General features: G+C 54.4%; 16 protein-coding genes and 3 tRNA genes. 5 read left to right on the forward strand and 14 right to left on the reverse strand.

The window, feature by feature from the left end:
• Positions 1 to 168 precede the first annotated feature (168 nt).
• Both mdoH and JOE09_RS06195 read right to left on the reverse strand, forming a co-directional pair.
• Positions 169 to 2,709 carry a glucans biosynthesis glucosyltransferase MdoH gene (mdoH, locus tag JOE09_RS06190; protein WP_205065185.1) on the reverse strand — a complete coding sequence of 847 codons (2,541 nt, stop codon included), beginning with the start codon at positions 2,707 to 2,709 and terminating at the stop codon, positions 169 to 171.
• Positions 2,702 to 4,255, reverse strand: coding sequence for a glucan biosynthesis protein G (locus JOE09_RS06195; protein ID WP_205065186.1), 1,554 nt, complete (start codon positions 4,253 to 4,255; stop codon positions 2,702 to 2,704). The genes mdoH and JOE09_RS06195 overlap by 8 nt, the downstream gene beginning before the upstream one ends.
• 253 nt (positions 4,256 to 4,508) lie before the next feature.
• Here JOE09_RS06195 and mdoC point away from each other — a divergent pair, with 253 nt between their 5' ends.
• On the forward strand, positions 4,509 to 5,633 hold the full coding sequence (gene mdoC / locus JOE09_RS06200; protein WP_205065187.1) for a glucans biosynthesis protein MdoC: 1,125 nt from the start codon (positions 4,509 to 4,511) through the stop codon (positions 5,631 to 5,633).
• A gap of 24 nt (positions 5,634 to 5,657) precedes the next feature.
• On the opposite strand, the gene JOE09_RS06205 is transcribed toward mdoC, so the two are convergent.
• Positions 5,658 to 7,124 carry a phospholipase D family protein gene (locus JOE09_RS06205; RefSeq protein ID WP_205065616.1) on the reverse strand — a complete coding sequence of 489 codons (1,467 nt, stop codon included), beginning with the start codon at positions 7,122 to 7,124 and terminating at the stop codon, positions 5,658 to 5,660.
• Between the two features lie 123 nt (positions 7,125 to 7,247).
• Between JOE09_RS06205 and JOE09_RS06210 the strand changes: the two genes are divergently transcribed.
• Positions 7,248 to 8,411 carry a beta-glucosidase gene (locus JOE09_RS06210; RefSeq protein WP_205065188.1) on the forward strand — a complete coding sequence of 388 codons (1,164 nt, stop codon included), beginning with the start codon at positions 7,248 to 7,250 and terminating at the stop codon, positions 8,409 to 8,411.
• On the opposite strand, the gene JOE09_RS06215 is transcribed toward JOE09_RS06210, so the two are convergent.
• Positions 8,393 to 8,566 (reverse strand): hypothetical protein, encoded by a 174-nt coding sequence (locus JOE09_RS06215; RefSeq protein WP_172606586.1) that lies wholly within the window; start codon positions 8,564 to 8,566, stop codon positions 8,393 to 8,395. The genes JOE09_RS06210 and JOE09_RS06215 overlap by 19 nt on opposite strands.
• 759 nt (positions 8,567 to 9,325) lie before the next feature.
• Between JOE09_RS06215 and JOE09_RS06220 the strand changes: the two genes are divergently transcribed.
• Positions 9,326 to 11,335 (forward strand): putative bifunctional diguanylate cyclase/phosphodiesterase, encoded by a 2,010-nt coding sequence (locus JOE09_RS06220; protein WP_205065189.1) that lies wholly within the window; start codon positions 9,326 to 9,328, stop codon positions 11,333 to 11,335.
• A gap of 35 nt (positions 11,336 to 11,370) precedes the next feature.
• Here the strand turns inward: JOE09_RS06220 and JOE09_RS06225 are convergent, their stop codons facing one another.
• From JOE09_RS06225 to JOE09_RS06240, 4 genes are read right to left on the reverse strand one after another with little or no spacing between them, the layout of a single operon-like run.
• Positions 11,371 to 12,747: an efflux transporter outer membrane subunit gene (locus JOE09_RS06225; protein ID WP_205065190.1), complete on the reverse strand. Its 1,377-nt coding sequence runs from the start codon at positions 12,745 to 12,747 to the stop codon at positions 11,371 to 11,373.
• On the reverse strand, positions 12,747 to 13,838 hold the full coding sequence (locus JOE09_RS06230; protein ID WP_205065191.1) for an HlyD family secretion protein: 1,092 nt from the start codon (positions 13,836 to 13,838) through the stop codon (positions 12,747 to 12,749). The genes JOE09_RS06225 and JOE09_RS06230 overlap by 1 nt, the downstream gene beginning before the upstream one ends.
• Complete coding sequence (locus JOE09_RS06235; protein WP_200546886.1) at positions 13,838 to 15,475, reverse strand: MFS transporter; 1,638 nt, start codon at positions 15,473 to 15,475, stop codon at positions 13,838 to 13,840. The genes JOE09_RS06230 and JOE09_RS06235 overlap by 1 nt, the downstream gene beginning before the upstream one ends.
• A gap of 60 nt (positions 15,476 to 15,535) precedes the next feature.
• Entirely contained in the window at positions 15,536 to 15,967 is a 432-nt protein-coding gene (locus JOE09_RS06240; protein WP_105592844.1) for a MarR family winged helix-turn-helix transcriptional regulator, read from the reverse strand.
• Positions 15,968 to 16,121: 154 nt separating this feature from the next.
• On the opposite strand from JOE09_RS06240, the gene JOE09_RS06245 reads away from it, so the two are divergent.
• A complete protein-coding gene (locus JOE09_RS06245; protein ID WP_205065192.1) occupies positions 16,122 to 16,589 on the forward strand; it encodes a GNAT family N-acetyltransferase in 468 nt (155 codons plus the stop codon).
• Positions 16,590 to 16,630: 41 nt separating this feature from the next.
• Entirely contained in the window at positions 16,631 to 17,215 is a 585-nt protein-coding gene (locus JOE09_RS06250) for an RraA family protein (protein ID WP_205065193.1), read from the forward strand.
• Positions 17,216 to 17,317: 102 nt separating this feature from the next.
• On the opposite strand, the gene JOE09_RS06255 is transcribed toward JOE09_RS06250, so the two are convergent.
• The 6 genes from JOE09_RS06255 to uvrC form a co-directional block, all read right to left on the reverse strand.
• Positions 17,318 to 18,031, reverse strand: a complete 714-nt coding sequence (locus tag JOE09_RS06255) for a YoaK family protein (RefSeq protein WP_205065194.1) — start codon at positions 18,029 to 18,031, stop codon at positions 17,318 to 17,320.
• 256 nt (positions 18,032 to 18,287) lie between these two features.
• Positions 18,288 to 18,373: transfer RNA gene (locus JOE09_RS06260), tRNA-Leu, on the reverse strand.
• Between the two features lie 13 nt (positions 18,374 to 18,386).
• Positions 18,387 to 18,460 (reverse strand) — tRNA-Cys (locus JOE09_RS06265).
• Positions 18,461 to 18,504: 44 nt separating this feature from the next.
• Positions 18,505 to 18,580, reverse strand: a tRNA-Gly gene (locus JOE09_RS06270).
• Positions 18,581 to 18,753: 173 nt separating this feature from the next.
• The gene (gene pgsA / locus JOE09_RS06275) at positions 18,754 to 19,302 is read right to left on the reverse strand and encodes a CDP-diacylglycerol--glycerol-3-phosphate 3-phosphatidyltransferase (RefSeq protein WP_105593373.1); all 549 of its coding nucleotides are present in this window, start codon (positions 19,300 to 19,302) and stop codon (positions 18,754 to 18,756) included.
• Positions 19,303 to 19,373: 71 nt separating this feature from the next.
• The gene (gene uvrC, locus JOE09_RS06280; protein ID WP_205065195.1) at positions 19,374 to 21,200 is read right to left on the reverse strand and encodes an excinuclease ABC subunit UvrC; all 1,827 of its coding nucleotides are present in this window, start codon (positions 21,198 to 21,200) and stop codon (positions 19,374 to 19,376) included.

A 21,200-nucleotide genomic window follows, 5' to 3' on the forward strand; every position in this document is an offset into this window, starting at 1 on the left:
TATCACATCACACTTTAGGGTAAAAAACGCACTATTTTACCCACAGTTCTGCGCCACACCATAGCCGACAGTGAAAATTATGCGTAAATACTCGGATAGCCAGCGAAAAAAAGCCGGGACACTGTCCCGGCTTTCTGATGCAGCACCCGTAAGGCGCAATACAATTAATTACTTCGCATTATTTAACGCCAGTGGATTGAGCGGCAGCGAGTGGTAATGATCCAGCCAGTCGTGATACTTATCCGCGTTCTGCCACAGACGATAGTGCATACGCGAAAGCGTAACCGGGTCACTCAGCAACGCAAGGCGGCTGTCGCGATCCAGCTTAGCCGGCGACTGGCTGAGTGCCTGCTCAACGCGACGGTCACGCGCATAGTCGAGGATATCGCTTTTCAGGTGGCGAGACGTTGCCATCGCACTGGCCAGCGCGTTAAACGACGGGTGGAACATCGCATGCATAAAGCCGTTATCCAGCGCACGCTCGCGATTCAGCTCCACGTAGCGATCGGTATCCAGCAGTTCCTGCGGCGGCTGATACTCTTCCGGAATAAGGAACAGTTTACCGCGCTTCGACGCCTGACCAAGCGTACGACGGCTGGACCACACCGAAACGAACGGCGACAGGATCAGCGAGAAGACAATCGGAGACAGCCACCAGAGGAAGTTCAGATCCAGCCAGCCCATCCCCCCGGCCCAAACCAGGCCGAGCAGCATCTGCGAACCATGACGCTTAAAGGCTTCGCTCCACGGCGTTGCATCATCATCACGCTGCGGTGAATTCCACACCACTTCCCAGCCGAGGAATGCGCTGACCACAAACACCGTATGGAACAGCATACGCACCGGTGCCAGCAGCACAGAGAACAGCATCTCCAGGAACAGCGAGGCCAGCACGCGCAGGGCTCCGCCGTAAGGTTTCGCTCCCTTACACCACACCAGCACTACGCTCAGCAGCTTCGGCAGGAACAGTAGCACCAGCGTGGTCGAGAATAGCGCGATGGCCAGCTCAGGACGCCACTGCGGCCAGACAGGGAATAGCTGCCTTGGCTGCAGGAAGTACTGCGGCTCCATCAGGGTGTGAACCACCTGAAGTGCCGTTGATAGTGCAAGGAACATAAACCACAGCGGCGCGGAGAGATAGGACATCACACCGGTCAGGAATACCGCACGGTGTACCGGGTGCATACCTTTAACCAGGAACAGGCGGAAGTTCATCAGGTTACCGTGGCACCAGCGGCGGTCACGTTTCAGCTCATCAAGCAGGTTTGGCGGCAACTCTTCATAAGAACCCGGGAGATCGTAAGCGATCCAGACTCCCCAGCCCGCACGGCGCATCAGCGCAGCTTCAACGAAGTCATGGGACAGGATCGAACCGGCGAAAGACCCTTCGCCCGGCAGCGGAGCCAGCGCACAGTGTTCGATAAACGGCTTAACGCGAATAATGGCGTTATGCCCCCAGTAATGCGACTCACCCAGCTGCCAGAAGTGCAGACCGGCAGTAAACAGCGGACCGTATACACGGGTAGCAAACTGCTGGCAACGCGCATAGAGCGTATCCATGCCGGAAGCCTTTGGCGAAGACTGGATGATACCGGCGTTCGGGTTAGCTTCCATCATTCGCACCAGGCCATTAAGGCACCCGCCGCTCATCACACTGTCGGCGTCCAGTACGACCATGTAGCTGTACTGGCTGCCCCAGCGGCGGCAGAAGTCATCGATGTTACCGGATTTGCGCTTCACACGGCGGCGGCGGCGGCGATAGAAAATACGCCCCTCCCCTCCGACGTCACGCACCAGTTCCATCCACGCCTTTTGCTCGGCCATGCAAATGTCCGGATTGTAGCTGTCGCTCAGAATATAGACGTCGTAATGCTGCTGTTCTCCGGAGCGCACCACTGATTCCCAGGTCGCGCGCAGACCGGCGAAGACGCGTTCCACATCCTCATTACAAATCGGCATAATCAGCGCGGTACGGTGTTCCGGGTTGATCGGTTCGTCGCCGGTGGTCTTGTACGAAATACTGTACTTATCCTTGCCGATCAGCAGTTGCAGGAAGCCCATTAGCGCGGTCCAGAATCCTGCGGACACCCAACAGAACAGGATGGCAAACAGGAACAGAATCCCGGTTTGCAGCACATACGGCAGGATCTGCAGCAGCGACTGCTGCCAGTTCTGATTGATCATATCCATAGGATCGATCAGCGCCCAGCCCTGGTAAGGCAGAATGGTCTTCATATACCAGGTCGCAATCACCGTCTGGAAAACGGTGAGGAACAGCAAAATGTAGCGACGAATGGAGCCGACATAGCGCCAGTTATCTTCGCTCTTTTGCTCTTCCTTAGTGGCATAGCGATGAGTACTTTTGCGCCCGCGCAGCGAGTCCCACGCTCTGGCAACCGGGTTAGTACGCCACTCCTCAGGATACATCGACGAACGAGTATGCGGCGGCATCGCCTTGAGCGTAGTACGGTTAAGCGCATCCTGATAGAACTGACGGCCTTCATCAATTGACTCTGGCCAGCTCATCTCAACACGTGCCTTTACCGACTGCTGAGGTACGTCGTCGGGACGGATTTCAGACGGAACTTCACCCGCCAGATCAAAATGCAGCTGGCTGAAGCTCTCTTCACCACGCAGTTCCCCCTGCCGTTCAGGGGGAAGCGGCAGCGCGTCAATGTATTCAACGGGTATCACAGTTGTCTTATTCATTGGCAGGCAGCTGATAGCTCCAGGTTTCTGTCAGCGTCTTATCACCGTTAACCAGTGCAGCACGCATTTCAGTCGGCTGTTTATTGTCTTTCACTCGCAGACGCATCACCAGGCGCCAGCCTTTTGTGACCGGATTATAGCGGACGCTGTTCTCAACCAGCTCACCGTTATTACCGATACTCACCTGCGGAGTGACCGGTGTATCCTGAGCCAGTTTGCTCATTTCCGGGCCGACAAAGTCAACGATAAAGGCAACGGTGCCGTCCGGCTGGCGTACCAGATTAGACTGCTTAACATCGCCAGTAGATCGCAGCGTATCTTTCACGTAGGCCGTTTCCGGCGAATGCAGAAGATTTTCATCGCGGGTGAAGTGCAGGCGATAGGAGAAGTTCATCTCTTTACCCGCTTCCGGCAGGCTTTCCGGGCTCCAGAACGCCACGATGTTGTCGTTCGTTTCATCGGTGGTTGGGATCTCCACCAGCTCGATGCGGCCTTTACCCCAGTCGCCTTTTGGCTCAATCCAGCCGCTTGGACGCAGATCGTAGCGATCGTCCAGATCCTGGTAAAGGTTGAAATCACGCCCACGCTGCAGCAGACCGAATCCGCGTGGATTCTCCACGGTGAAGGTGCTGACGGCAAGGTGACGAGGATTGTTCAGCGGACGCCAGATCCATTCACCATTACCGGCATGAATCGACAGGCCGTTCGAGTCGTGCAGCTCTTTACGATAGTTGGTCACCGGCGACGGCTGATTTGCACCGAAGAGGTACATGCTGGTCAGCGGCGCAATGCCCAGTTTACCCACTTTGTCGCGCAGATAGACTTTGGAAGTAACATCAACAGTGCTGTCTTTACCAGGAGAGATCAGGAAACGATAAGCACCAGTCGCACGCGGTGAGTCCAGCAGCGCATAGATAACCAGATGCTTGTCCTGCGGTTTAGGACGCTCAATCCAGAACTCCTTAAAGCGCGGGAACTCTTCACCGGAAGGCAGTGCGGTATCAATCGCCAAACCGCGTGCGGACAGGCCGTAGACCTGGCCCGCGCCGATAACACGGAAATAGCTCGCGCCGAGGAAACTGCTGATCTCGTCTTTCTTATCTTTACTGTTTAACGGATACAGAACCTTAAATCCGGCAAACCCGAGATTTTTCACCGTATCCGAATCGTGCGGCACATTGCCAAAATTGAAATAGTCCGGGGAATATTTAATGGCGCGAACGCTGTTGGCGGTCACTTCATTGAGTTTGACCGGCAAATCGAAATACATGCCCTGGTGATAGAATTCAAGCTTAAAGGGTGTCTTCAGCTTACCCCAGTAGGCTTTATCATGATTGAACTGAATCTGCTGATAGTCGGCATATTTCATATCGCGCAGCTGAGAAGGCAGATTACTCTTCGGCGCTTCGTAACCTTTACCGGCTAAATCCTTTGCCTGTTTTGCAACATCGTCAATGCTAAACGCCCATGCCGAATTGGCATACATCGCAAGCAAAACCGCAGCACCAACCCAACGTAGCTGCATAAGTTTTGGTTTTTTGTTCATTTTAATCAGCACATCCCCCCCTTTACGGGTGCGAAAATCAATCCTAAACATCTTAATGGATAATTAAGCATTCCGACAGCATGACCGCGTTTTTGTTCCACTATTCCGAACGCGCAAGCGCCGGATTCTCAAGTGGTTAGCGGATACAGATTCGACTGATAGTATACCTGTGTTTACTCTATTAAAGTAAGCAGCAAGCTTTAGGCCGGTTCAGGGTGAGCCTGCATTGTAACGCATTGAAAATTGGACATATATGACTAAAAAATCACCACAACGAGAATATTTTCTGGATTCGATTCGCGCCTGGCTGATGTTATTGGGCGTCCCCTTTCATCTGTCCCTGATTTATTCTTCACAAAACTGGTCAGTAAACAGTCCGGCTCCGTCTGAGTGGCTGACATTGCTCAATGAGTTTATCCATGCATTTCGCATGCAGGTGTTCTTTGTCATATCCGGCTATTTCTCCTACATGCTCTTCCTGCGCTATACGCCCGGCCACTGGTTGAAGGTGCGCGTTGAGCGTGTCGGAATTCCAATGCTGGCCGCTATTCCGCTGATTACCGTACCTCAGTTCTTCATTCTGAAGGAGCTGACTAGTAAGATTGGCGACTGGAGCAAAATGAGTCCCTACCAGAAGTACAATGCGCTGGTCTGGGATCTGATTTCTCACCTCTGGTTCCTGCTGGTACTGCTGGTTCTGACCGTTGCCGGCTTCTGGCTTTTCCGATTGCTGCGCGATGGTAAAAGGGAAAAAGCAGACTATTCCGACCTGACCTGGGGTAAATTAACCGTCGTTATCCTGCTTTGTGCGTTGGGATGGGGGGCGTTTCGCCGGGTGATTCTGTTCGTGGCCCCTCAGGTGACCGCCGATGGCCTGTTCAATATGGCGGTAATGCAATCGCTGATGTATCTGCCCTTCTTTATGCTCGGCGCGATGGCGTGGAAATATCCGGCAATCAAGGCCCTGTTTGTGAAGCCGAATCCGTGGACGTTTATTGGTGCCGCTCTGGCGTTTGCTGCCTATGTGGCGAATCTGACGTGGAGTACGGGCGAAGGCTGGATGTACGAACTGGACACGATCGCATCTATGCTGATGGGGCTGTGGATGGTTAACGTGGTGTTCTCCTTCGGCCACCGCATGCTGAATTCCCATTCGCCTCGCGTCACCTATCTGGTGAACTCGTCGTTATTTATCTATCTGGTCCACCATCCGCTGACCATCCTGTACGGTATTTTTGTTGTGCCGCTGATTGGCAGCAGCACGCTGGGCTTCTTCATCGGGCTGGTGATGGTTTTCAGCATCGCATTCCTGCTGTATGAGATCCATCTGCGTATCCCCCTGCTGCGTTTCCTGTTTTCCGGCAAGCCCCAGCGCTGATCCTTATGCCCGGCATCAGCCGGGCTACAGCAACCACTCAATCGGCAGACGCCACACCAGCCTGACCAGCAGTCGTTGGATAAATCGCGTACGTGGCTCATGCCGGTGCACAACCTCCTCAGCTTCCCCCGGATATTCCACCCAGTTGATTTTTCCCCGCTCATCAAGCCTCAGCGTCCACGCGTGTTCACGCAGGTTGACCAGCAGGTTTTGATGGATGCTGTTCGCCAGCTCACCGCTTTCGATCACCAGCCCCATTTCGGTGTTCAGCACCGCCGAACGCGGATCGAAATTAAACGAGCCGATAAACACCGTTTTTTGATCCACGCTGAAGGTTTTCGCATGCAGGCTCGAGCCGGAGTTCCCGGTCAGGCCACGGTCGTGCAGCACGCCGCCCGGAGGCGTACTGGTTGGCTTCAGTTCGTAGAGTGCGATACCGTGACGCAGCAGTTTCTTACGCCACTTTGCGTAGCCGGCATGCACCACAGAGACATCGTTGGCCGCCAGAGAATTGGTCAGGATGGCAATTTTTACGCCCCTGCGTACCAGCGCCAGCAGCTGGGCGACCCCGGCACGGGTCGGAACGAAATAGGCAGAGATAATGTCCAGTTGCTCCTGCGGGCGGCCAATCACAGAGAGTAAGCGTTGGGGCAGCAGGTTTTTCGTTCTGGCTCGCCCCAGCCCTTTACGTGGGTCGTCGCTGAGCAGTCGGCTGCTGGCCCAGATAAACGGCAGCGTGCGGCTTTCCAGCCGGGTGATAAACGTTGACTCCTGCAAGCGCGTGAAATAGTGCTTCACCTGTTCGTTTTCTCGCCACCCCTCTTGCAGACCGATATCCGCTTCTGAGCCTGGCTCCATATCAACTACCGTACTGAACGGCGCAACCGAACGACACTGCCAGTAGCGTTCAAAATCCTCCCCAACTTCCTCGACTACGGGCCCCACCGCCAGCACATCCAGATCGGAGAACAGCGGTTCGTCACCGGCACCAAAGTATTTATCACCTACGTTCCGCCCGCCGACGATGGTGGCTTCTCCGTCCACGGTGAAGCTTTTGTTGTGCATTCGGCGGTTAAGCCGGGCGAAATCGGTGAGATATCCCAGCAGGCGCAGCGTGCGAAATGAAAAGGGATTAAACAGACGAATGTCAATATTAGGGTGGCTGTTAAGTGCACTGAGCGTCTTGTCCAGCCCCAGGGTATTGTTGTCATCCAGCAGTAGACGAACGCGCACGCCACGCCGGGCGGCTTCCAGCACGGCGCTGAACAGCAGCTGCCCTGATATGTCGTTTTCCCAGATATAATATTGTATATCCAGCGTTTTTTCTGCCATGGCAATCAGCAGATAGCGGGCGGCAAACGCATCCAGTCCTTCAGCAAGAGGATAGATGCCGCTGTCCTGAGGATGCCCGGACACCAGCGGTCTGATGGCCTGGGCGAGGCGTGTAAATCCGTCGACATCGGGCTGCATTGAAACGGTAACATCACTCATCATCTGTCCTTAACGGAGTTTCGGTAGATCATATTCATCAGCGCCCCTCATCCACGGTCTGGTCGCTCTTTTAGTCTAGACTTATCCCATTGTTCCGCTCAGTTCTGCAAACAGGAGAGCATCATGTGTAATGACACCGATTCCTCCCGCTCCCGGCACCATCCGCATCTGTTTCAGAGTTTTTTCCAGGGCAGTTTCCCCGGTTCAAGTGCCTGCCGATCGCCGGGAAAGCGCGCCGATCTGATGATCAACAGCGGCCACGATACCCTGGTGGATAAGGATTATGCCCTGCTGGCTGAGCATCAGCTACTGAGCGCACGTGACGGGGTACGCTGGTATCTTATTGAAAATCAGCCGGGGAAGTACTGCTGGGAAAGCTTTCTGCCACAGCTTGAAGCGGCAAGAAAGTACCATATTCAGATGACATGGGAGCTGGCGCACTTTGGCTGGCCGGATGGGGTGGATATCTGGCAGCCTGAGTTTGTTGACCGCTTCGCGGCCTTCGGAGCGGCATTTGCCCGCCTTCTGCGCGAACAAGGCGAAACTCAGCCGCTGATCTCGCCGATGAACCAGATTTCATTCTGGTCCTGGGCCGGGGCTGAAATCGCCTGGTTTAACCCGTTTGATACAGGCCGGGGATACGAGCTTAAGCAGCAGCTCACTAAGGCTGCGATCGCGGCAATGTATGCGATACGTAACGAACTGCCGGAAACCCGATTTATTATTACCGATCCGCTGGTGCACATTGCAGCATCCGGCTATTCCAGCACCGCGAAAAGTGCAGCACAGCAGCAGCATGAAGCGCAGTTTGAAGTGTGGGACTGGATATCGGGGCGCAGCCTTCCCGATCTGGGGGGCAGTGAAGAATTACTGGATATTATTGGCCTGACCTGGTACCCGGACCACCAGTGGTTCCACAATGGCGATCCTCTGGAGCCTCATCACCCCGATTATCGCCCGCTCCATCTGTTGCTGCGGGATATCGCCACACGCTACCAGCGCCCCCTTCTGCTGGCAGAAACCGGTGCCGAAGCAATCAAATGTGCTGAGTGGCTAAATCGGGTGTGTGAAGAAGTCCGAGCGGCACTCGATATGGGCGTTGCGGTTGAAGGCATTTCACTCTATCCGCTGGTTGACTATCCCAGCTGGGATGATGACCGTCGCTCACCGGCGGGACTGTTTGGGCTGCCCGATGCCAACGGTAATCGCACGGTCAATGAAGCCTGCGCTTTAGCACTGCGCAGCCAGCAAATTAAATTTAAGCAGAATCAGGATCGGGAAGAATGATGCAAAGATGAGGGGCAGGTTCGGGTATCAAGCGGCTGCTCTGCGGGATACCGCACATCGGAAAGCCAGGTCAGGGTAAACAGTACCGTTACAGTAATCAGTCCAGCGGAAAGCAGCCCGACCAGCGCCAGTAATTTATCGTCTCTGGATTCCATATAATCCTCAATCCTTAGGATAATCAACACGTCATGATGTCGCCCGGAAAAATTTACGACATCAGCAACGTTATGGTGAGGACAAAGATTATAAGAGTAAAAGAGGTGACTGCAAGTACCACAATCGCAAATGGGGCATCATCAAGCGGCACCCGCGCGTGTTTTTCGGCTTCAAATTCGGAGCCAGATTCAGAACTTTTTTTCATGTTAAGCCGCAGCGTTTGAGCAAAACCACCCTGTTTTATAGCCAGAAAACTGTGCGAAATCCTTTTCAAAAATTTTAAGAAAACGTATCTTTGCTTTGATGTTATCGGCGATTAAATAAAGAATAATTAACCTGAAAAAATCATTAACAGCCTGTTTTAATCAGTCTGTTCACACCAGATACCGCTAAAATAAGTTTAAAAACAATGATAACATGGCGAATAAACATATTAACATGACAAATCAGTTAACACTGGCCCGATTGGCTATAAGATATTCCTTTTTGTCATCACACCTTAAAATCAGCTATGGTGGCAAAATCCGGCACCTATAAAAAACATTAGCACAATTGATAAATACGGTGAATACCGTTGACCCTGAATTATTCGACCAATTTTAAGCAATTTAAGAGATAAAATAGGGAATTCTTTCGGCAGGCTATCCAGGTGCTTCTTTTCTCGCCACCCCGATAGACTTGCATGAAAAAAGACTGAATAATGCTGGCGCTCATTCAACGGCATCGCCAATTTATCCTGCTGCGCGACCAGGTTTATCATGCATCGATATCGCCTTCCTGAAGAAAGTTTTTTAATTTTTGAACAGATTATTGAACACAGTAGCAATGCGATTTTTATCGTTGACGGTGGTTTGACGCTGACCTTCGCCAACCATCCGGGTGAACGGCTCTATCATCATCTGCTGGCAACCGGACAATTGGCAAAAACGCTGACCGAAGACTGCCCTCAGCTCGATCTGTCAACGGCCGATGCACCTCTTTGGTTACGCACCCGATGCGTGACCATCGGCAATCCGCAGGCCACGCCCGGTCAACTGCTGATCGCCACGGATATTACCGCCGAGATTCAGGCCCAGCGTGAAGAGTCGCTTTCGCGCTGGCGCCTGGAACAGACCCTGGAGCTGACGGAAGAGGGTTTTTGGTTATGGGATATCGGCAGTGGAATTATTTCCCATAATCAGGACTGGAACCGCCTGTTTGGCTTTGATGATAACCGGCTAACGCATCACCAGGATGCGATGTTCAATCTGATTCACCCTGACGATCTTGCCGCCGCCAAACAGAATTTCTTCAATCATCTCTCCGGTCAAACCCCGCTTTTTCACTGCGAATATCGCGTTGTCGATCCCATTGGACGCCAGCGCTGGATACTTAATCACGGCAAGGCGGTACGTCACAGCGATTCGGGTACGGTGCTGGAGATGCTGGGTAAAGCAAAAGACATTACCGAAAAAAAGCGCCGCGAGCGTGAGATGCTTCAGCTGGCCTGGCAGGACCCGTTAACCCAACTTGATAACCGTAACCGTTTTTACGATAAAATTGAGCAGGCGCGCAGCCAGGCCGATCGGCAGCAGTTTTCCGCCCTGCTCTATCTTGACCTGACGCGCTTCAAAGAAGTTAACGATACTCTGGGCCACAACGCCGGGGACGAGCTGCTGAAAATCATCGCTCAGCGCCTGCGCTCGACCCTTCGCAGCCACGATGCTCTCTCTCGCCTCGGCGGCGACGAGTTCGCCGTTCTGGTAACCGACCTCGGTGACAGCTATCAGGAAGCGCGCAGCAAACTGACCGTACTCGCCGAGCGCCTGCTGCAGAATCTGGAGCACGATGTCATCATTGGCGATAACCAGCTCAATATCACCAGTAGCATCGGTATTTACCTCTACCGCCACGATCTGGCTCCTATCGCCGAAATGATGCACAAGGCCGATATGGCGCAGTACTACTCCAAAAAGAATCAGCGCAAGTGGATGTTCTGGTCAACGCGCCTGCGTGAAGAACAGCGCCAGCGGGATACTATCGAAAACGGTTTGCGGCGCGCGCTAAAAGAAGACGAATTTTTCCTTGAATATCAGCCGCAGTTTTCCCGCTGTGGCAGCGTTACCGGCCTGGAGGCACTGCTGCGCTGGCGAACGCCGGACGGTAGATTGATCTCTCCGGCCACCTTTATACCCGTAGCGGAAAACAGTGGGCTGATTCTGAATATCAGCGAGTGGGTGCTGGAGAAAACCTGCGCACAGCTCAAGCTGTGGCAGACTCAGCCCGGAATGGAAACGGTGCGAGTCTCGGTCAATATCAGCCCGCGACAGCTGAAACGCAGTGACTTTATTCGGCAAACGGAGCGCATTGTGAGCCGCAGCGGCGTTGATCCTCAGCGTCTGAGTTTTGAAATACTGGAATCAGCGCTGGCCAGCGATATCGATGACGTTCAGCGTAAACTCGCCGCACTGCGGGACATGCGCATTAATATCGCGCTGGATAACTTCGGTACGGGCATGGCATCGCTGACCGGGCTGCGTAAATTGGGGATCGGCGAGGTCAAAATCGATCGTTCCTTTGTGATGGATATGGAACATAATCCGGATCATCTGATGGCGATCCGCGCGATGATCGCCATGTGCCAGGCTCTGGGGATCAACATTGTTGCCGAAGGCGTGGAAGAAGAAACGCAGTTTTCAGCCCTGTGCGATATGGGATGTCATCGCTTTCAGGGCTGGTATTTTTCCCGCTCTCAGACCCCCGATCGACTGGTCCATCTGTTTAACTAAAGCGGGATCGGGGCAAAAAACCTGCTGGCAGATATTTACTGCTGCCAGCCCCCGCCCAATGCACGGTAGAGATCGATCTGCGCCAGCAGCAGATTATTTTTTGCCTGTACCACGCTCAGCTGGGTACTGAACAGCGTGCGCTGAGCATCCAGTTCATCCAGATAAGACGCGTAGCCATTGCGATAGCGATTGCTGGCAATATGCAGCGCTTCGCTCACCACCTGCTGCTGTTTTTCCAGTTCGACCAGCTGCTGCTGGTAGCGCGTAATCGCATCAAGATCGTCATTCACCTCACCGAACGCGCTGCGCACCACCTTTTCATAGGTGTAGAGTGCCTGATTTCGCGACGCCATTGAGACATCCACCTGCGCGGTCAGCGCTTCACGGTTGAGCAGCGGAGCCAGCACGCTGCCACCGATGCTCCAGAGTCGGAAGGGATTGGCCGCCAGCTCATGCAGAACGGAACTTTGCAGCGTGCCGCTGGCGGTCAGATTCAGCGACGGCAGCAAACTGGCGCGGGAAGACTGTAAAGAGGCATCCGCCGCCAGCAGCTGGCGTTCGGCCTGCACAATATCCGGCCGTCGCTGCAGCAGCTGCGATGGCATCACCGCAGGCAGCGATTGCGGAGCAAGATGGTCAAAGTTGTTCTGCCGGGCAATCTGACGTGGGTTCATACCGACCAGAATACTCAGCGCATTCTCCTGCTGGGATATCTGATGCTGCAACAGCGGGATCTGTGCTTTTGCCGTCTGATATTCCGACTCAGACTGTACCCATTCCAGCTTTGAGGTATAGCCGGTTTCAAACTGACGTTTAGCCAGATTCAGTGAGTTCTGCCGGGTTGCCAGCGTTGCCTCGGTAACACGCAGCTGTTCATCCAGCGAGACCAGTGTCATATAGCCAGAAGCGACCGACGCGGCAATGGTCAACTCCGCAGCACTGGCGGCGGCCTGCTGTGCTGCCAGAGAGGCTTTTGCCGCGTCAATACTGCTGCTGCGCGCGCCCCAAAGGTCAACGTTATAGTTTGCCTGCAGCAAGCCCTGGAACACCGAATACTGATACGGCTGCCCGGTGACGGCCGAAATTGCCCGCGCGCGGGTCGCGGCCACACCGGCATCCAGCGTCGGGAAGTTGTCACCCTGCGCCCCACGCAACTGGGCACGGTACTGATCCACGCGCGAACGGGCGATCAGGATGTCCGGATTATTGCGCAGCGCCTGCTCCACCAGCTGATTCAGCTGCGAATCGCCAAACGCCCGCCACCAGTTCGCCTCAACGGCGGCTCCCGGCCCGACCTGGCTGCGCCAGCCTTCAGGGATCGGCAGCGAAGCGGGAGCCTGGTCTACTTGTGTGGCGCAGGCCGACAGCATGGATGCCAGCAGCAGTGCCAGCAGGGCTTTTTGAGCCGGCATCAGCGTTTCTCCCTGCCGTTATCATCCCCTGTGGTATCGATGTTCACCTCCACCGACATACCGGGGCGCAGCTGTTCCGTGTTCTCGCTGGTAATGCGAATACGCACCGGAATACGCTGGGCGATTTTTACGAAGTTACCGGTGGCGTTATCCGGTGAAATCGCACTGAACTCAGAACCTGCCGCCGGAGAGATAAACTCCACTTCTCCGTCATAACGCGTGTTGTTCAGCGCATCGACGGTAAAGCTGACCGGTAGCCCAGGGCGGATGCGTGCCATCTGCGTTTCTTTCATATTGGCGATCACCCATTTCTGCTGCGGCACCAGCGACGTTAGCCGGGTGCCGGCGGTCACGTATGCACCCTGACGTACCGAAATCTGGCCAAGCTGGCCGTCATGCGGGGCAATAATATGGGTGTTATCCAGATCGATCTGCGCCAGCTCCAGCGCTGCCTGCGCGCTGGTCACGTCGGCCTCCAGCGAAGCGCGATTAACAATAGTGGTCTGAAGATCCTGACGGGACACTTCCAGCGTGGCCTGCGCCTGCTGAACGTCCGCCTGCGTCTGACTGTTGCTGGCCCGTGAAGCGTCGCGCTCGCGCAGCGACAGCGATCCGTCCGCCACCAGATTTTCTACGCGCTTCAGATCCAGCCCGCTTTTCACCGCCTGGGCTTTGGCATTTTGCAAAGCGGCTTCATTACGTTTGATTACCGCCTCTGCGCTGCGCCGCTGCTGCTGGTTATTCGCCAGAGCCGCTTTCTTCATCTCCAGCTGCGCTTGAGACTGATGCACACGCTGGCGATAAATACGATCGTCGATAGTCATCAGCAGATCGCCGCGCTTAACCGGCTGCAAATCCAGTACCTTAACCGAGGTGACGTAACCACTGACCTGCGGGCTGATAAAGGTCACCTGTCCACGCACGTAGGCATTTTCCGTCGACTGTACCTGGCTGGTAAACGGCGGCAGCTGCCAGGCGTAGAGGATCACCAGTACACCGACGATGGCAATGCCCGATCCCAGAGCAATCGATAAAATTCGCAGCTTGTTGTTTCTCTGGCGCTCGGCCTGCTGCTGTTCCTGTTGGCTCATTATTTCCCCGTTGCGATCGTTGTCGCCGTTTGTTGCATTGCCCGCTGCTCAGCTTCCGCTTCCCGTTTTGCCTGCTGCCAGTTGAGATAGCGCAGGCGGGACAGCCGCCACAGCACCCAGAGTAAAGTCACGGCGGCAATACCCGCCGTCAGAAGATAAACATCGTTATAAGCCAGGACGTTTGCCTGTAGAGTGGCAACCGTTTGTAGCTGCGTGGTGCTCTGCGCACTGGTGAGAACAGAATCGGTCAACTGGCTGCTAAACAGGCTGGAATACTGTGCGAGGCGATCGGTCACGTTGGGGTCGAGCAACGAAAGCTGGTCGCCAAGCAGGCTGGAATGATATTTCTCACGCCATGTCTGAAATGTTCCCAGCAGCGCCGATCCCATCAGTCCGCCAATGTTCTGGCTCATGCCGAACAGCACCACGAAGCTCACCAGGTTTTTAGGCTGGGTGACCACGCCCCCTACCCCCAGCAGCATCGCCGGTGCGATAAAGAAAGAGGTACTGAAGCCGAGCAGGAACTGGCTGAAATACATATTGTGCGCACGCGTCAGCGGGTTGGATTGCGCATCCATCAGCGAGGCAACCATCACAATAATCAGCGAAACAACGATCGGCCAGCTCAGATGCTTCGGATTAATGGTCAACGCACTGAAAATAATGCCTGCCGCAACGCCGGCCAGGATCGCCAGCGCCAGCCCCTGCATCTGATCGTTTAACATCCCGATCGTTTGCAAATAGCCCACCGCGCCGGTGTTCTGTTCAGCCAGCATGATACGCAGCAGGATCATCACGATCCCCAGCCGAATAATCGCCCCGCTGCCCAGCCACCGCGTATTGATTAGCGGGTTACTGCGGTTATGCTCCACCAGCACGGCGGCCGTCACCAGTACCAGGCCCAGCGCCGTGCAGACACCCAGCCACGGCGTGCTGGTCCACCACTCAATGCGGCCCAGTGACAGCACGCCACAAAACAGCGCCATGCCAGGCGCCATCAGGAAGAAGGTGAGGAAATCTTTTTTCTCAAACACGCGGGTCCGCTCGCCCGGCGGCAGTTTGAGGATCAGCACCGCGCCCAGCGCCATCAGCGCCAGCCCCAGCTCAAACAGATACAGCCCCCGCCACTCCTCCAGCTGCAGCAGCTCGGTAGAGAACAGCCGCGCCAGTGGGATCGCCAGCTGCGATGCGCCCAGCCCGATAGCCAACGCCTTCAGCCGATGCTTCGCAGGCCAGGCCTGAATCTGATAGTAAATACCCAGTGAACTCAGCGCTGCCCCCACCATACCGTGCGCCGCACGCACGATAATTGCCGAGCTGAGATCGTTGACCAGCAGATGGAAGAACGCCACCAGCACGTACAGGACCAGGAATGCTTCGGTAAACACCCGCAGGCCGAACTGCTGGCGAAACTTGACCAGCAGCAGGTTGATGGAGATGTTGCCCATCACATAAACCGCCGGCAGCCAGGCGATTTCATTGCTGTATGCGCCAAAGACGCCCTGAAGATTGGTGAGATTAGCCGTCACCAGCGCATTGCTCAACGCCCCGGTGATGGAGATCAGCAGGCCAACAATGCCAAAGGCAATACGCTTATGGCCGGGGTGCAGCGGCGTGGAGGGGGAGCCGGGCAGCATCGGCTTTTCACCGGGAGCCCACTCCCGCGGCGCATAGGGGTTAGGCTTATCGCGGCGCACTTACTTACCCTCGGTGGCAATCAGTAGCTGTTGCAGTACTCGCTGGGTGACCGCCAGGTCATCTTTATCAACGTTGGCCAGCAGCTCATTGCGCAGTGCATCCGCCTCAACCTTCAGTCGCTGATACAGCGTTTCGCCCTGAGGCGTCACGTGCAGCAGCCGTTTACGCCGGTCTTCTTCCGGCTGGATGCGCTCCACCAGCTGCTGTTTGACCAGCCGATCGATCAATGGCACCACGCTGGCATCTTCCAGCCCCAGCGCCTGAGCCAGCTCTTTCTGACTGATTGGCGTTTCCTGAATGGCAATGGTGGCCACCGCCATCCAGCTGCTCATGCTCAGACCGTTATCTTTCATCCGCCGATCGATCGCCTGACGCCAGGCATGCGCCGTAAGATGCAGCAAACGGGAGAAGTTCAGTTCCTGGGAGTTCAATATATAGAGACCTGATGATTAGAGTTCTAACTAAATTACCTGGCAATTATAAACGTGCTCAGATAAAAATGGGAAGAGGATCGGAAAAAGTTTAGATAGTTCCTGAACTTTCCGCCAGGCGGTGGAAATGAATTCACGCATCGGAGAGGATTGAATGGAGATTGTGCCCCTGCGCCAACAGCCTGAAAGAAGCCTGGAGATAGCGCACCTGCTGCACAGCGAATGGTCAGCGCTGCCAAACTGGTCTTCGATAGCGCGGATTAATGAACGTCTGCTTTTACGCAATCACCCGGACCGCAGCAGTTTTACCCTGCTTGCCAACCACACAGACGGCAGTCTGATGGGAACCGCCAGTGTGATTGAGTACGAACTCGACGATGATCCGTCGCGACGCTTCTGGCTGGGAGAAGTATTCACGCCAGTTGCCTGGCGCGGTAAGGGCGTGGGATCGGCGCTGGTCAATGCCTGTATCCAGTATGCGAGAAACGATCGTATGGACAGTCTGTGGCTCTATACGCCGGATAAGCAGAGTTTGTATCAGCGGCTTGACTGGCGTGAGATTGAACAACGTGAAGTCTCCGGCGAATGGGTTTCGGTGATGGTGCTGAACCTGGCGGCATAAAGGCGATAGATAACCCATAACGACTAAGAAAGGTAATGACGATGAGCTACGGTAAACGCATTAACGCTTCCTTTGAACGCCCTGACCCGCAGGTTCTGGCACGACTGGCGGTTTATGCCACACCGGATTTATGTGATGTTGCGGGTATCTTCGACTGCATGACCAGCAGCATCAAACCGTGGGTATCCGCCGGTAAAATCGTTGGACCGGCCCTGACCGTCAGAGTGCCGCCTGGCGAAGGCGGTATCATTCCCACCGCCATTGAACTGGCGCAGCCCGGTGATATCGTGGTGATCGACGGGAAAGGCAATACCGAAAGCGCCTACTGGGGCGATCAGCGCAGCAGCCTGGCTCTTAAATTCGGTGCGATTGGGGTGATTATTGACGGCGCGTTTCGCGACATTGATGACTGCGAAAAAATTGGCCTGCCGATTTTTGCCCGAGGGCTGACCTGTGGCGCTTCAGGAAAAACGGGTACCGGTGAAATCAACGTCGCGATCAGCTCCGGTGGCGTAGTGGTAAATCCTGGAGATATTGTATTTGCCGATCGTAATGGCGTCTGCGTTATTCCGCTGCAATATGCCGCCGACGTCGCCGACAGGCTTGAACAACGCTTCCCACGATAAACCGTTCTGCGTTTTTAAGTCGATATCTGCCCGGTGGCTTGCCGGGCCGAATCGGTGTTAGGGGAGAGCCGTATTGGTGATTTCAGCCTGAATCAGGCGTTTTTATGCTGAGCGTTTTCTGAATATCGTTGCCAGCGAAAGATAAAGCAGCCCGGCACCGATAATTATCAGAAAAACATAGCTAAACAGCTTAGACAGCCAGATCCCGGCGACCCCACCCACAAAAAACGCTAAAAGCGTTGATGAGTGCAGCCCCAGACGATCCAGGTAAAGCGGTGCATCCTTGGGCGATTCTTTACGTCGGAAGACATCGATGAGCATCGCAACCTCAATGCCAATATCCGTGGCGGTGCCGGAAACATGGGTGGTTCTGACCCTGGCATTAGAGATCCGCGTGACTACCGCATTCTGTAATCCCATCAAAAAGCTCAATGAAAAAATCAGCAGCAGCCCGGGATATGATGGATTACACCACATTTCAACGATGCCCAGCGCAATCAGCGCCAGTGCCTCAACGAGAATATTTGCCGCGAAAATGGTACGAATCCCCCTTCTACGCCCGGCGTTGATGATCAGCGTGGAAAAAGCAGATCCTGCAATAAACAGCAGCAGAACCGCCAGGAACAGAACGCCCGCCTTCAGGTTTGCTTTCGCCAGATTGTCCGACAGTGACGAAACGTTGCCGGTCATATTCGCCGAGAAAAAACCAACGATCTCAAAAGCCGCCGTATTCAGTGCACCCGCAACGGCGGCAAGCGTACAGGCCAGACGGCTGTCGGTATTGATGGTTCTGGCTTCGTCGGTACTGATTAACATCTGCGATGTCTCATTCTCAGGCATGATTCGTGCCATCATCGGCTTAATTGTGTCTGAGGACAAGTAGAGGAACCTATGTTGTTGTTAATCGTGGAGTGCGATACGCGGATGCGTGTTAGTGGCCGGACCCAGTTGAATAGTATCAGGAGAGGTTATTAGGAAATTGCGGGACAAAAACAAAAAAACCGCCCTTGGGCGGTCACGACATTACTACATATTGCTTTGATTTTATTCGTTTTAATCGGTACTTCGAATATGGTGCCCGGAGTGGGACTTGAACCCACACAGCCATAAGCCGAGGGATTTTAAATCCCTTGTGTCTACCGATTTCACCATCCGGGCCTGGATGTAAGATTGGAGGCGCGTCCCGGAGTCGAACCGAGGTAGACGGATTTGCAATCCGTAGCATGGCCACTCTGCCAACGCGCCTTTATTCTTTTTTGCCTTCAGAGAAATTCTCTGCTGACTTAAACTGGAGCGGGAAACGAGACTCGAACTCGCGACCCCGACCTTGGCAAGGTCGTGCTCTACCAACTGAGCTATTCCCGCTTGGCCATCAACTTTGCTACTTTGTTTGAGTGAAACTCAGAAGCTGCTGATTTGCTTTATCTTCTGGCAGACCGTGCTGCCTTTCGATGCGTTGCATTCTACTGAGATGGCGCACTGAGTCAATCAAATTATCCGTACAATGCGTCCGTTTGCTGCTTTTTAAGTCGCTTCGATCAACGTTCGAGCAAATCACCGCGTGCAGCGCTCAAATATTGGAACATTGACCAGAAAGTCAGCACGGCGGCAATGTAAAGTGCAGCCACCCCAATGCCCTCAACGATCGAGTTCGGACGCCATAACAGAGCAAAAAGTGCCAGCATCTGCGCCGTGGTTTTCACTTTACCAATCCAGGATACGGCAACGCTGCTGCGTTTACCGATTTCCGCCATCCACTCGCGCAGCGCAGAAATGATAATTTCACGGGCAATCATGGTTGCAGCAGGCAAAGTGATCCACCATGCGTGGAAGTATTCCGCCACCAGCACCAGCGCCATGGCAACCATCACCTTATCGGCCACCGGATCGAGGAACGCACCAAAACGGGTGGTTTGCTTCCAGCGACGGGCAAGAAATCCATCAAACCAGTCCGTTACCGCAGCAACGACAAAGATCAATGCACAAAGTAGTGGAGCCCATTCAAACGGCAGGTAGAACGCCAGCACGAAAAATGGAATTAAAACTACGCGAAACAGGGTCAGTAAGGTCGGGATATTAAATGGCATAATTATGCTAACTGTTTGGACAGAGTAGAATTTGTCTCTATGTTCCTACATTGCTACGGGTGTTGCAATGCTTAGTGTTTCAGCGCATAGAAGATTTTTTCGGCCAGCGCATGCGATATTCCCGGTACTTTGGCAATCTCTTCCACCGAGGCATTTATCAGCGGTTGCAGGCCCCCCATATACTTCAGCAGCATCTGGCGACGTTTCGGGCCTATGCCTTCTATCGTTTCCAGCGCGCTGGTATTTTTCACTTTCGCCCGTTTATTGCGATGACCCGTAATTGCATGATTGTGAGAGTCATCACGAATATGCTGCAATACATGTAGCGCAGCGGAATCCGGCGGCAGAGAAAATCCCTCCCCCTCCGGTTCGAAAAACAGCGTTTCCAGCCCCGCTTTGCGATCGGTGCCTTTCGCAATACCGAGTAGCAAAGGATGCTGTTTATCCCAATTGACGTCCAGTTCAGCAAAAACGCTTTTCGCCTGCGCCAGCTGACCTTTACCGCCGTCGATCAGAATCACATCGGGGATTTTACTCTCTTCCAGATCTTTGCCATAACGGCGGCGCAGTACCTGATTCATCGCCGCGTAGTCATCCCCTGGCGTGATTCCGCTGATATTATAACGCCGGTATTCACTGCGCACCGGACCATTAGCATCAAATACGACACAGGAAGCCACAGTTTGCTCCCCCATCGTATGGCTGATGTCGAAGCACTCCATTCGATTGATTTCAGGCAGTTCCAGCACCTGAGCCAGTTCTGACAACCGTTGATGAACGGTGGAATGCTGGGCTAAACGAGTCGCCAGCGCCGTGGCGGCATTCGTCCGGGCCAGCTTCAGATACCGCGCGCGATCGCCACGGGGCTTGCTTTGTATGCTAACCCGCCGCCCGGCAAGCTCGGTCAGGGACTCGGCCAGCAGATCTTTTTCCGGTAGCGTGAAATCAAGCAGGATATCTGACGGCAGCGTTCGGGCCTGACTACCCTGTAAGTAGAACTGCCCGACGAAGGTTTGCACCACCTCGGCCTGATCCGTTCCTGCCGGGACCTTCGGATAATAGCTGCGGCTGCCCAGCACCTTGCCCTGCCGGATAAACAGCACGTGCAGGCAGGCCAGGCCGCCATCGAAAGCAACGCCGATGACATCCATATCATCGCCCTGATTGGAAACGAACTGTTTTTCCGTTACGCGGCGCACGGCCTGGATTTGATCGCGCAGGCGTGCAGCCTCTTCAAAACGCAGCTCCATGGCGGCAGCCTCCATCCGACTGACCAGCTGGTTGAGAACCTGATCGTCTTTGCCGGAGAGAAACAGCCGCACGTAGTTAATCTGCTGGGCGTATTCTTCTTCACTCACCAGCCCGCTTACACAGGGACCTAAACAGCGGCCAATCTGATACTGCAAACAGGGCCGCGTGCGGTTGCGGTATACGCTGTTTTCACACTGGCGAACGGGAAACACCTTTTGCAACAGCGACAGCGTTTCCCGCACCGCATAGCCATTAGGGAAAGGACCAAAGTACTCCCCTTTCGCGTGTTTGGCACCGCGATGACTGGCAAGACGCGGATGGGCATCAGCGCTGAGGAAAATATAAGGATAGGATTTATCGTCACGCAGCAGAACGTTATAGCGCGGCTGGTAGAGCTTTATATAGTTGTGTTCCAGCAGCAGGGCTTCAGTTTCCGTGTGGGTCACGGTCACATCTATCTGCTGGATCAATGCCACCAGCGCTTCCGTTTTTCGGCTGGCAAGATTATCGCGAAAATAGCTGGAGAGGCGCTTTTTCAGGTCCTTGGCTTTACCAACATAAATGACCGTTTCACTGGCGTCGTACATACGATAGACACCAGGCTGGCTGGTAACGGTTTTTAGAAAGGAACGGGCATCAAATACCAT

The organism is Pantoea coffeiphila (assembly GCF_016909495.1).
Lineage (GTDB): Bacteria > Pseudomonadota > Gammaproteobacteria > Enterobacterales > Enterobacteriaceae > Erwinia > Erwinia coffeiphila.

Excerpts from the sequence above, each read along its gene's own strand:
- JOE09_RS06255 (WP_205065194.1), bottom strand. The coding sequence starts at position 18,031 with ATGTTAATCAGTACCGACGAAGCCAGAACCATCAATACCGACAGCCGT.
- JOE09_RS06210 (WP_205065188.1), top strand. The coding sequence starts at position 7,248 with ATGTGTAATGACACCGATTCCTCCCGCTCCCGGCACCATCCGCATCTG.
- JOE09_RS06205 (WP_205065616.1), bottom strand. The coding sequence starts at position 7,124 with ATGAGTGATGTTACCGTTTCAATGCAGCCCGATGTCGACGGATTTACA.
- pgsA (WP_105593373.1), bottom strand. The coding sequence starts at position 19,302 with ATGCCATTTAATATCCCGACCTTACTGACCCTGTTTCGCGTAGTTTTA.
- JOE09_RS06250 (WP_205065193.1), top strand. The coding sequence starts at position 16,631 with ATGAGCTACGGTAAACGCATTAACGCTTCCTTTGAACGCCCTGACCCG.
- JOE09_RS06230 (WP_205065191.1), bottom strand. The coding sequence starts at position 13,838 with ATGAGCCAACAGGAACAGCAGCAGGCCGAGCGCCAGAGAAACAACAAG.
- mdoH (WP_205065185.1), bottom strand. The coding sequence starts at position 2,709 with ATGAATAAGACAACTGTGATACCCGTTGAATACATTGACGCGCTGCCG.
- uvrC (WP_205065195.1), bottom strand. The coding sequence starts at position 21,200 with ATGGTATTTGATGCCCGTTCCTTTCTAAAAACCGTTACCAGCCAGCCT.
- JOE09_RS06235 (WP_200546886.1), bottom strand. The coding sequence starts at position 15,475 with ATGCTGCCCGGCTCCCCCTCCACGCCGCTGCACCCCGGCCATAAGCGT.
- JOE09_RS06245 (WP_205065192.1), top strand. The coding sequence starts at position 16,122 with ATGGAGATTGTGCCCCTGCGCCAACAGCCTGAAAGAAGCCTGGAGATA.
- mdoC (WP_205065187.1), top strand. The coding sequence starts at position 4,509 with ATGACTAAAAAATCACCACAACGAGAATATTTTCTGGATTCGATTCGC.
- JOE09_RS06220 (WP_205065189.1), top strand. The coding sequence starts at position 9,326 with ATGCATCGATATCGCCTTCCTGAAGAAAGTTTTTTAATTTTTGAACAG.
- JOE09_RS06215 (WP_172606586.1), bottom strand. The coding sequence starts at position 8,566 with ATGGAATCCAGAGACGATAAATTACTGGCGCTGGTCGGGCTGCTTTCC.
- JOE09_RS06225 (WP_205065190.1), bottom strand. The coding sequence starts at position 12,747 with ATGCCGGCTCAAAAAGCCCTGCTGGCACTGCTGCTGGCATCCATGCTG.
- JOE09_RS06195 (WP_205065186.1), bottom strand. The coding sequence starts at position 4,255 with ATGAACAAAAAACCAAAACTTATGCAGCTACGTTGGGTTGGTGCTGCG.